This window comes from Paenibacillus sp. S29 (assembly GCF_049319765.1).
Taxonomy (GTDB): domain Bacteria; phylum Bacillota; class Bacilli; order Paenibacillales; family Paenibacillaceae; genus Paenibacillus; species Paenibacillus polymyxa_B.
Genome location: NZ_JBMOUI010000005.1, coordinates 105,465 through 116,985, shown reverse-complemented (window position 1 = coordinate 116,985; position 11,521 = coordinate 105,465). Strand labels below are relative to the sequence as shown.

Sequence of the window (11,521 nt, the reverse complement as noted above, 5' to 3'; positions counted from 1 at the left end):
TTCCGTTGATTATAGTGGCCTTGACGCATAGTTCACCTGGGGGCCGTAACATGATACGAAGTTTAGACGGTTGGAAAGATATTATCTTTCCCGAAAAGAGAAGTCTCTGAAAGGATCGGTCTCTTTTATAAAGGTCGCTCTTTCGTTGTGAAATGAACCACATCGGTCTCTTCATCGCTGACAAGATGAAAGGGCTTAACTTCCTGACATGTTATTACGATATATGATGTACAGTCTTTTTACCCTTTAGTAACTAGCGCAGTTGTGGGTTGAGTCTGTATATCGATGTCTAAGGGGGAAATGCAGTGAAAACAAAGATAGGATCAAATATGAAGGTGAGATCACTAAGAACGAAGTTAACCATAATGTGCTTAATTATTTTAATTGTACCCACATTCGTAATTGGAATCAGTTCTTATTTTGTTTCCAAGAATGAAATGAATGAATCAGGCAAAGTGGCACTTAAGAATAGTGTGCAAATGGTAATTGGTATGATTAGTTTCCTCAATGGGCAAGTCGAAGCCGGTAATTTAACATTGGAGGAAGCACAGGAAAAACTGCGCATCGAGCTGCTCGGTGTAAAAGATGCTAATAACAAAAGACCGATAAAGATTAAATATACTGTAGGTAAAACAGGTTATCCGTGGGCAGTCAACCAAGATGCCGTTTCAATGATGAACCCTTCAAATGAAGGCCAGAATTTAATGAATGCCGTGTCGGAAGACGGTGTGCATGTGGGAAAAGAGTTTGTAGAAGTCGGTACAAACGGCGGGGGATTCGTCACTTATAAATGGGCTTTACCTGGTACAGATCAAGTGGAGACGAAAATTTCTTATGTTGAAAAGGATCCTTATTGGGGATGGATCATCGGTTCTGGAGCATATTTTAACGAATTTAACAGCGGAGCGACCAAAGTCCTTTATATTGTCCTGATTATTACGACTGTTGCAGTTATTCTGGGAGCAATTATCGTAAGCGTTGTTTCGGGACGTTTTACGAAGCCTATCATCATGATTGCAAAGCGGCTTAACGCAGTTGCGGACGGTGATTTAACGGTCGAAGAAGTCAAAATTCATTCAAAAGATGAGATCGGCGAGCTTGCACAGGACTTCAATCATATGATTAAAAATATTAGATTTCTGATCGGTGAGGTAAATCTGTCCACAAAGCAGGTAGCTACTTCCTCGAAAGAATTGACCCTTGGAGCAGAGCACACTGGACAGGCAACCGAGCACATCACCATCGCGATTCAAGAATCGGCGGCCGGTGCGAAGGAGCAGCAGATGATGCTCCAGAAGACAACCAGCTCGCTTGAAGAAATTTCAATAGGTATGCAGCGGATCACGGAGAGCTCCTTGGCCATTGCTGATTCGTCTGCAGACGCGATGGAAATGGCGAGCGTTGGTGGTACTGCTGTACAACATACGGTGAAGCAAATGGACCTGATTAACCATTCCGTCAATGAAACCGATGCGGTTATGAGAATGTTGGATGAACGCACTCAACAGATCGACACGATGCTGCATGCCATTACGGATATTGCACAGCAGACCAACCTGCTTGCCTTAAATGCTTCGATTGAGGCCGCCCGTGCAGACGAAGAAGGCCGCGGTTTCTCCGTCGTTGCTGCAGAGGTGAGAAAGCTGGCCGAACAATCGAACCAGTCTTCCGGGCAGATTTCCGAGTTGATTCAGAATATGCGCAAAGATATGGAGCATTCGCTTAAGACCATGGAACGCGTAAAACAGGATGTCGACTCTGGTATTAAAATTGCCAGTGAGACGGAGCAGCAGTTTAACAAAATTGTGACGTCCACCAATCATATCGCACAGCAAACGGAAGAGCTCGCGAGCATCACGCAGCAAATAACCGCAAGTGTCCAAGAAATTTCGGCGAGCGGAGAGAACGTATCAAGTCTGGCGCTTCAAGCGGCGGACAATTCGCAGAATATTGCAGCGTCTGCAGAAGAGCAGTTGGCTTCAATGCAGCAGATCACCAGCCTGGCAACGACCTTGTCGGATATGTCACAGAAATTACAGGATCTAACGGTCAAATTTAAATACTAACGGAAATAAGTCTTTCCAAAACATCACGCTAAACTGTTATTCATATTATGAGGTCAACCAGTTCTTTCTGGTTGACCCTTTTTGCATTGTTCTGAGGAATTGCCGAAAAGTCTCGTAAATTGTGACCCTCTTCTATCTATTTAAATTTGACACGGTTTTAGTTGATTTTGTTCAGAATTGGTTCAGAAGCATTTAGTATAGTAATCCAGTAGTGTAAGAAATCATATTAGTAGGTTAGTCATCATGGAGAATCTTAGTAAGCTCATCGTGACACCGGAAATTTATGGAGGAAGTTTATGAGTAAATTCAAGTCTTTTTGTTTAACTTATCTTGCTGTTATCGTCTTATTTGGGACCTGGACATGGAGTTTTTCCGAGAGTGCTGTGTATGCAACCTCCTCACCAGTACCTAGTGTAACAGATGCTGTGTATGCTACTGAAACCACGGTAACGAGTTGGACAAATCCTTCTAAACAAGGTCAATCCGTAACGTTTAGCATCAAAACCATCTCAACCCCACAAATTACGAAGGATTTAACTGGCACCGTGGTTCTTATGGATGGTACGAATATATTAGATACGCTTACGATGACGCCAAATGGGATTGCAAATGGATATGCCACTGCGACCTATACCACAAGCAATTTAAGTGTGGGAAGTCACCCGATTACTGCTATATATAGTGGGGATGCTCGATTTGTCCCCAGTACATCTGAGCCATACATTCAGGTCGTAAATGCACCTGCGCCTACAACTTCACTGAGACCTACAGCAACTACAGTATTGAGTTCGCTGAATCCGTCTAAGCAAGGTCAAGAAGTAAGATTTAGCGTGAGGACAACTTCAAACCCACAGACTTCTGGCGATTTAACCGGAACGGTCATCCTTATGGACGGCACGGATGTATTAGATACGCTTACGATGGAGCCAGTGGGCATTTCGAATGGCTATGCCAATGGGTACTACACTACAAGCGACTTAAGTGTGGGAAGTCACTCGATCACTGCTATTTACAGTGGAGATGCTCGATTTGTCCCCAGTAGATCTGAAGCGTATATACAGGTTGTAAATGGAGATGCAGACACTGGTAATACTGGCGGAACTGGTGCTACTACTGGAAACGGCAGCAGTAGCAGTAAAAAAGATAAGAAGGATAGTACAGATAGTAGTGAGTCTATTTCTTCTAGCGAAACAACCACACCTTCATCACCATCGGTTTTACCGACAGATTTGCCGACGATTCTGGAAATTAAGCCAGTTGATCAACCAGAGGTTATGCATGAAAAATATATAACCGGTTATCACGATGGCACATTCCGACCGGACCAGTCGATTACACGAGCTGAAACTGCCACGATGATGGCTAGGATTATGAAGCTGGAGACAAAAGAAGGCTCAACGACATACAAAGATGTACCTAGCACGTATTGGGCAAAGGATTCAATTATAGCACTCACGACACAACACTTCATGAATGGATATGCAGATGGAACATTTCGGCCAGAGCAACCCATTACCCGTGCAGAAATGGCAGCAATACTCGCATCCTGGAAGCAGCTTAAAGGAACACAAACCGCAGCATCACCTTATACCGATATCGAAAAGCACTGGGCAAGAGATTCAATTAAAGCGCTAGCTGAGGCAGGATGGATTACTGGTTTTAACGACAGCAGCTTCCAACCCAATCAATATATAACACGAGTAGAAACCGTTACAATTTTGAACACTATCTTAAAACGAGGACCTCTGGAAGGTACGACCCAGGCTACATGGAAGGATGTACCCGCAGATTACTGGGCATTCAAAAATATTGAAGAAGCGTCTCGTACCCATACTTCAACCATCAATTCAGAGGGTACTGAAACTATCGTGAATTAAGCACCAAATAAAAGCTGGAATCCTTTCTATACAGGGTTCCAGCTTTTTATTTACCTGATATTTTTAAAAAACGGTCAAAAAATAAATTTTAAAATACCTTCTTTAAGGAGGATGGCTTCACTCCGTATTCCCGGAAAAATTGCTCTGAAAATGCACTCACATTGCTATATCCTACAGCCATCGCAGCTTCAGTCACATTGCTTTCTTGGCTTCGGAGCAGCTTCATCGCATAATCGAGACGAATTTGGCGCAAATATTCAAATACAGTAGTTCCAAAGCAGGCTTTGAATCCTTTTTTTAATTTAAAATCGTTTAATCCAACCTTTTGGGATAATGTGATCAGCGAGGGTGGATCAATCATGCTGGATTCAAGGATCTCCCGAGCCATATGTAGCTTTCTGACATCTTCTTTAGACAAACCTTCGGGCATAGGTGTTAAATCAAATAATTGAATCATAAATCGATTTAAAATCTCAAGTGCCGCTGCTTCCATTAACAAAGGCGATTTATGCACACTTTTCAAGTCTCTGATCAAATGTTCAATCATCACTATACTTCTGTGATCCAGTTCAAAACTAAAGTGATGGAATGCAGCTCCCTTAAGAATTTGATTAAATTCAATAGCTACCTGCCGACGAGCCGCTAACTGTGAAGCCGCATAATTAAACAACGAAATCGGAATGCCAAGTGCAAATGATTGGTATTGTTCGTTAACCGGAGGATGGAAACATGCTTTGAAATCCTGTAAAAAAATAAGAGCACCCTGCCCCATCGGGAGTGTATAATCCAGACCAGCCACATTCACATGACGTTGACCGGAAAGCGCAAATTGAAGTTCAATCATTTGTCCTCTGGAAGAAAAATTGGTCGGATACGGCTCGTGATATTGAATGTGCGAATATACAATCTCAATTCCGCTGTAAGTTGTAACTCGGTAGATATGCCCATGACCCGCTTCCGGCAACATCATATACGTATGCTCATTCTGTTGTCTAAACGGAGTTTTTTCCAAATAATGCTGATATATTAATGATAACGAGTTTGAATTCACAAGCGTCCACCTCAAATGTTTTCATTCATTCTGATGCTCCAAATGAGAATCGTTATCAATAATAGTAGCCGAATTTGAATGGTTTGACCAGACCTATTGGAGTAAGCTGTGGAGACATTCGGGGGTCTATTAATCCCAATCCATATAAAACGTTGCCTTCAATTTACCCTTCTCACATGCTGGGCAGCTTAAATGATGAGGAGCATTGTTTTCAATGTGTTTCTTTTCCATGACGCTCGTGCATTTAGGACAAGCATAAGAACTCCTATACTGTGATGAGTCGGATTTCATCTCTATAAACAATTCATTGCGCATAGCCTGACAGGCCGGGCACACATATAAAGCGTTATAAGCATCGTATCTCGTCGAAGGGTTGCCTATGAATTCCTCAATACGTCGTTTAAGGGCAGCATCCTGTACAAACGAAGCAATGGATTTCAAACTCATATATGCAAAACCAAATCCTACAAATATGTTCTTAGTATAAGCACAGGTATCACAGTCCAGCTTGTACGCTTCCCCCATGTATATCCCTCCACATCACTCATTCTTTTTATAATAAAAAGCCCGCCGTAAGAGGCTGGCTAGGCTAATTAGCTCTAAGGCGCGTCAGCTCTTAATTCCCTTTATTAAGCCTCTATCTATTTCTTTACGAGACTTGCTGAATGCGTGACCCGGTTTCTCCCGCCACTCTTGGAAGCATACAGTGCCAAATCCGCTTGATGAATTATCGATTGTTCCGTATCCGCTTGCGTAACCGTTGCCACACCAATACTCACAGTAATGCTGTATTCTCCCCAAACCCTTGAGGCGGCCTTTGAGCGATATCTTTCTGCCGTACGAATGGCTTCCTCTTGATCGTTGCCCGGAAGAATAATAACGAACTCCTCGCCACCATAACGAGCGACAATATCTATCTCCCGTGACATGGATTGGAGTATTTCTGCCAGATTAGTGAGCACCAGGTCGCCCACCGGATGACCGTAAGTGTCGTTAATGCTTTTGAAATGATCAATATCAATGAGCAGCAGCGAAAAAGGTATTCCAGTCTCTTGAAAGGAGGCTAGGCTAGCCAGTAACTGATCTTGAAAATATCTTCGATTTCTAAGACCGGTTAACGGGTCAGTTGACGCCATCGTTTCTAGCTGGAGATTGATCCTCACTAATTCCTGCTGCTTGATTTCATATTCTTCGTGCAATCGTTCGAGCTTCTGGTTGGCTTCATTCGTAGCTTGATATAATTCCTGAAGCTTGGTTTTGGTCTGTAGTATATCTTTCTCGTGTTCAATACGCTTACGCATCACAAGCACTACACAGTCAATAACAGATTCTCCATTTCGCTCCTGGCGAACTCCGTTTAGTAGTACAGGCACATCCTGTCGATCACTTGTGCGAAACGAAAAGTACATCTCATCGACACGCCCGTACAACTGGATGTAGGGATAAAAATAAGTATGAAAAAATAGCTTGTTAGTAACAGACATTGTCATTTCAATCGGTCGTCCGAGCAATTGATCACGTTCATACAGAAGCATGTCCAATAAAGTTTGATTTACCGATTGAATGATCCCAGCGTCCGAAATTGAAAAGTATCCACAGGGAGCTTTATCTAATTGAATATCCATTGCATGACTGCCTTTCATACGATATTACACACTGGCTAAATACTCTTTAATCAGATCGCTTGTTTCTTCAGGTTGACTTAAGTGAGGATAATGCCCCTTTGCCCTCATTTGTTGAAGCCTGCTGTTTCTAAGATGGGTGTGTAAATAATCCCCTACCTCAATCGGAGCAATGCTATCGTCCGAGCACTGGAGAATCAGTGTAGGAACTGAAGCATGCTGGAGATCGACACGGCAATCCGAAAAAAAAGTCACTTCCGCAAATTGTCGTGCAATATGAGGGTCTCTTGAGCAAAAGGTTTTCTCCAACTCTTCGGTTAATTCCTGTCGTTCAGGATTCTGCATAACAATGGGTGCCAGGTAACTAGCCCAGCCAATAAAGTTCATTTGCATCATATCCAGTAATTCATCGATGTCACTCTTATCGAAGCCTCCATAATAATGGGGGAGGTCATTTACATAACGAGGAGAGGGACCGAGCATGACGATGCGCTCAAAATATTGAGGGCTGCGGATGGAGGCGAGCATTCCGATCATACTGCTAACGGAGTGTCCGACAAATATGGTATTTCTTAAGTCTAACGCTTCCATAATATCCAGCACATCTTGGGCATACCCTTGCAAGTCACTGTATTTTTTCGAGTCATAATACTTTATTTGAGAATCTCCGGAACCTACGTAATCAAACAAGACGATTTGGTAGTTGTCGATAAAGCTAGGGACGATATAACGCCACATATCCTGGTCGCATCCAAAGCCGTGAGCAAACACAATCGTCTGGCTGCCTGTGCCTATTACTTTTACATTATTACGTCGGAGAATATCAACGGTCATTGTGAATCACCTCTCTGAGGTAGTATCTGTTCTATAGCTTCTCTTCCCTATTATATCGGAAAAGTTTCGATTATGGATAATGACTCTCATTCATAAATCCAGCGTTCAATGATCCCCTTTACTCTTTGCACATGTTGCTGTGATAAGGAACAAATAATAACCAATTCGTTTTTCCCATTCGTATCTAACCAATGGTGAACGTCATCCTCTTCATTAACCGTTTCATGAATGATTCTGATGGATTTATGACTTATTTCTGACTTAGCCGAAAAAATGGGGTTCATATCCATGATTTTCTGACCATTAGAAAAGGAGGTGTTGTAATAAGGAATCACCCAGTTCTCCTTATCCTGATCTTGTACTACATTTAGAAATACACGCACCCAATAATCCTCTAGTTCTGTGTAACTCTGTTCATTCAACCCATTCAAATTCATACATGTATCACTCCAAGTTATTCATGCAAGTTTGTCTGCTCTGAAATTTCCTTAATGTAGCCAGCCACCTCACATTTAAGGTATTGTTTTCATGTCAAAATGTAAATTCAAACAGCGCGTACCGATTAAAATGGGCACGCGCTGACCGTATGAATTTTATGAAACAGGCACTAAGATTTAATCCAGCTGCTCTCCATTGGTTTCGATCACATTCTTATACCAATAAAAGCTCTTCTTTCTGGATCTGGCAAGTGTCCCTTTGCCTTCATTATCCTTATCGACGTATATAAACCCATAACGCTTTTTCATTTCACCGGTTCCCGCGCTTACCAGATCAATACATCCCCAAGGCGTATACCCTATTAGGTCTACTCCATCAGCAATCGCTTCTTTCATTTGCTCAATGTGTTGCTTCAGATAATCAATTCGATAATCATCGTGAATGGAGCCGTCTTCTTCCATTGTATCTACGGCTCCAAGGCCATTTTCAACAACCATTAACGGGATTTCATATCGGTTATAAATGTTATTGAGGGACCATCTCAATCCCTGTGGATCGATCTGCCAATCCCAGGCACTTGCTTTCAAATGAGGATTCTTTAAGCCCATAGATAAGTTCCCTCCCACCTTCTCCTGGTTAGGATCGGCACTGACACAAGTAGAGGAATAATAGCTGAAGGTATAGAAATCTACGCAGCCTTCTTTTAAGATGTCCTCATCCTCTTCTTGCATTTTGATCTGAATATTATGATCTCTAAAATAGCGTTTGGCAAATCCCGGATAAGCTCCTCTTACTTGAACATCTGAGCATAGGAAATTGCTTAAGTTATCCTTTTGTTGAGCCAGTAGAATATCATCAGGATGACATGTAAGTGGGTAGGAACACATATAAGCAATCATACAACCGATTTTAAAGTCCTTGTTGATTTCATGGCCCAGCTTAACAGCCTTTGCACTGGCAATAAATTGATGATGCAACGCCTGATACAAAACCTGCTCATCCTTCACTGTAGCATGGGCAAGCTCTCCATTCCCCTCCGGCATTATAGCTCCAGCCATGAACGCGCCAAATGACAAGGTTAAAATATTGATTTCATTAAAGGTTAACCAGTATTTTACGACATCTTTGTATCTGTTAAAAAGTACTTCACAATATCTCACATAAAAATCTACGACTCTGCGATCTGACCAACCATTATATTTTTGGGTCAAATGAAACGGTGCTTCATAATGTGAGATCGTAACCAAAGGCTCAATATTATACTTTTTCAATTCTGCGAATACACGATCATAGAACTGCAAGCCTTGCTCATTCGGCTCTGCATCATCTCCGTTAGGAAATATTCTTGACCACGCAATGGACATTCTAAAGACCTTGAATCCCATTTCCGCAAATAAGCGGATATCCTCTTGATAGCGGTGGAAAAAATCAATAGCCTCGTGACTCGGATAGTTCACTCCTTCTTCCAGTATAGGTGTAATTCTTCGGGAAGTCGTATGCGTTCCAGCCGTAATCACATCAGCAGTGCTTAAGCCTTTACCTTCTTCATTATATCCACCTTCAAATTGGTTGGCAGCTGTTGCACCTCCCCATAAAAATCCTTGTGGAAATTCCAATTTAGTTGTATTTTTCATTGTTTAATTCCTCCTCAACATTTAATTAGGATTAGACTACGACGGTCAATAAATCCTCTTGATACTCAATCGCCTTCTTCTCTGTTTCAATGACATCCAGGTAATTCGTAGTATTGGCAACGATAACAGGTGTGGTCAAAACATAACCAGCCTCTTTTATAGCTTCCATATCAAACTCCATAAGCAGCTGGCCTTTTTTAACAGCATCTCCCTGTTTTACTTTAGGATAAAAATGTTTGCCTTTTAATTTGACCGTATCTTTGCCTACATGGATGAGGACCTCAACACCGTGGTCACTTGTAATTCCAATCGCATGACCTGACGAAAATAATGATGTTAATACACCATCTACAGGTGAAACGACCTTACCTTCAGAAGGTTCAATGGCAATCCCTTTACCCAGAGCACCTGTCGAAAAGGCTTCATCTGTTACTTCAGATAAAGACTTCACTTCACCTTTTAATGGACTCATCACCGTCTCTTGTTTTACTAAAACTTCTCCTTTGGCTGCTCCTGGTGCGCTGTCTTCCTTTTTTGCTTCTTTCACTTCATCATCTTTAAATCCGCCAAAGAACATAAGCAAGAAACCTAATACAAAGCTTACCAGGATACCGATAACAGCCCCATAAAATCCGTTGTCTATTCCTGCCGGACTGATATAGCTCGGGATAGCGAAAATACCCAATCCACCAATGATGTAGCCTTTAGTTCCCATCATTCCTATAATACCGCCGCCTACTGCAGATGCTATACAGCTTAAAATAAATGGTTGCTTACGTGGTAATGTAATCCCGTAAATCGCTGGTTCTGTCACACCAAAAATCCCGGAGATGACAGCTGGAATGGAAAGTGATCTCAGTTTTACATTTTTGGTTTTAAACAAAATCGCCAGTACGACGCCTGTCTGAGCAAAGGAAGCTCCCAGCGTAGCCGCAAGAATGGGATCGAATTTAAGCACTGCTAAGTTGTTCATAGCGATAGGAACAAGTCCCCAGTGTAATCCAAAGATAACAAACACTTGCCAGAAAGCGCCCATGATTATGCCTTCAATAATTGGACTTAAGTTATACACAAAGAGGGTTGCTGCCCCAAGCAGTTGACCTGCCCAGGTCGAGAGAGGTCCAATCACAATCAATGCTAAGGGTACAATAACTAACAATGTGAAAAACGGAACCAAAAATGTTCTCACGACGCTAGGGATTACCTTTTTAAAGAAGTTTTCTATTTTTGAGCCTACATAGGTGGATATGATAATCGGAAGAACGGTTGACGCATAACTCATCAGAATGACCGGAATACCTAAGAAAGTGATATATACCGGTGACTCAAATATAGTCCCGCTAAATAGAGTGTATAGTGGTTTGCCCGAAGCTGTTATCGTGCTAAATGTCGGGTATACAAGCGATGCACCTATAGCCATACCTATAAAAATGTTGGCATTGAACTTTTTAGCTGACGTATACCCCAGGAAAATAGGAAAGAAGTAAAACAAACAATCACCTAAAGCATTGAGAATTTGATAGGTACCCGATGTAGTGGCCAGCCAGCCCAAAGCTACAAATAAGGCAGTGAAGCCCTTAATCATACCCGTGGCACTTAAGACACCCAGCGTGGGTGTAAATACACCTGAAATGGTATCAATGAATCTATTGAACAAACTCGCTTTTTCACCTGAGGCTTCTTCTGAATCTCCTGTCTGAAAACCGCCTACAGCAGTAACTTCAGCATAAACCTCAGGTACATGGTTACCTATAACAACCTGGTATTGCCCGCCACTCTTTACCACAGTGACAACACCATCCATATTTTTCAAAACCTCTGTATTGGCTTTACTTTCATCTTTTAGTTTGAAGCGCAAGCGTGTAATACAATGAGTTAGACTATTCACATTTTCTTTGCCGCCGACATTTCTGATGATGTCTTTTGCTAATGTCTCATACTTCATTGTAACTTCCCCTTTATTTGTATTTATAAAAAAAGGCGAAACCAAATAGATCAA

Annotated in this window: 9 protein-coding genes; 2 read left to right on the top strand and 7 right to left on the bottom strand. The window is 42.0% G+C overall.

Going from position 1 to position 11,521, the window contains the following annotated elements:
• Window positions 1-365: 365 nt before the first annotated feature.
• Complete coding sequence (locus ACL9RM_RS10335; protein WP_422759365.1) at window positions 366-2,066, top strand: methyl-accepting chemotaxis protein; 1,701 nt, start codon at window positions 366-368, stop codon at window positions 2,064-2,066.
• A 296-nt stretch (window positions 2,067-2,362) separates the two neighbouring features.
• Complete coding sequence (locus ACL9RM_RS10330; protein WP_250266396.1) at window positions 2,363-3,943, top strand: S-layer homology domain-containing protein; 1,581 nt, start codon at window positions 2,363-2,365, stop codon at window positions 3,941-3,943.
• A gap of 88 nt (window positions 3,944-4,031) precedes the next feature.
• Here ACL9RM_RS10330 and ACL9RM_RS10325 read toward each other — a convergent pair whose 3' ends face one another.
• From ACL9RM_RS10325 to ACL9RM_RS10295, 7 genes are all read right to left on the bottom strand, one after another.
• Entirely contained in the window at window positions 4,032-4,994 is a 963-nt protein-coding gene (locus tag ACL9RM_RS10325; protein ID WP_250266397.1) for a helix-turn-helix domain-containing protein, read from the bottom strand.
• A gap of 129 nt (window positions 4,995-5,123) precedes the next feature.
• Window positions 5,124-5,519 (bottom strand): hypothetical protein, encoded by a 396-nt coding sequence (locus tag ACL9RM_RS10320; protein ID WP_250266398.1) that lies wholly within the window; start codon window positions 5,517-5,519, stop codon window positions 5,124-5,126.
• 116 nt (window positions 5,520-5,635) lie between these two features.
• Window positions 5,636-6,619, bottom strand: a complete 984-nt coding sequence (locus ACL9RM_RS10315; RefSeq protein WP_250266399.1) for a sensor domain-containing diguanylate cyclase — start codon at window positions 6,617-6,619, stop codon at window positions 5,636-5,638.
• Between the two features lie 24 nt (window positions 6,620-6,643).
• Window positions 6,644-7,450 carry an alpha/beta fold hydrolase gene (locus ACL9RM_RS10310; protein ID WP_250266400.1) on the bottom strand — a complete coding sequence of 269 codons (807 nt, stop codon included), beginning with the start codon at window positions 7,448-7,450 and terminating at the stop codon, window positions 6,644-6,646.
• 86 nt (window positions 7,451-7,536) lie between these two features.
• A complete protein-coding gene (locus tag ACL9RM_RS10305) occupies window positions 7,537-7,887 on the bottom strand; it encodes a hypothetical protein (protein ID WP_039274421.1) in 351 nt (116 codons plus the stop codon).
• 177 nt (window positions 7,888-8,064) lie between these two features.
• Window positions 8,065-9,522 (bottom strand): glycoside hydrolase family 1 protein, encoded by a 1,458-nt coding sequence (locus ACL9RM_RS10300; protein WP_250266401.1) that lies wholly within the window; start codon window positions 9,520-9,522, stop codon window positions 8,065-8,067.
• 31 nt (window positions 9,523-9,553) lie between these two features.
• Window positions 9,554-11,467, bottom strand: a complete 1,914-nt coding sequence (locus tag ACL9RM_RS10295) for a beta-glucoside-specific PTS transporter subunit IIABC (protein ID WP_250266402.1) — start codon at window positions 11,465-11,467, stop codon at window positions 9,554-9,556.
• Window positions 11,468-11,521 lie beyond the last annotated feature (54 nt).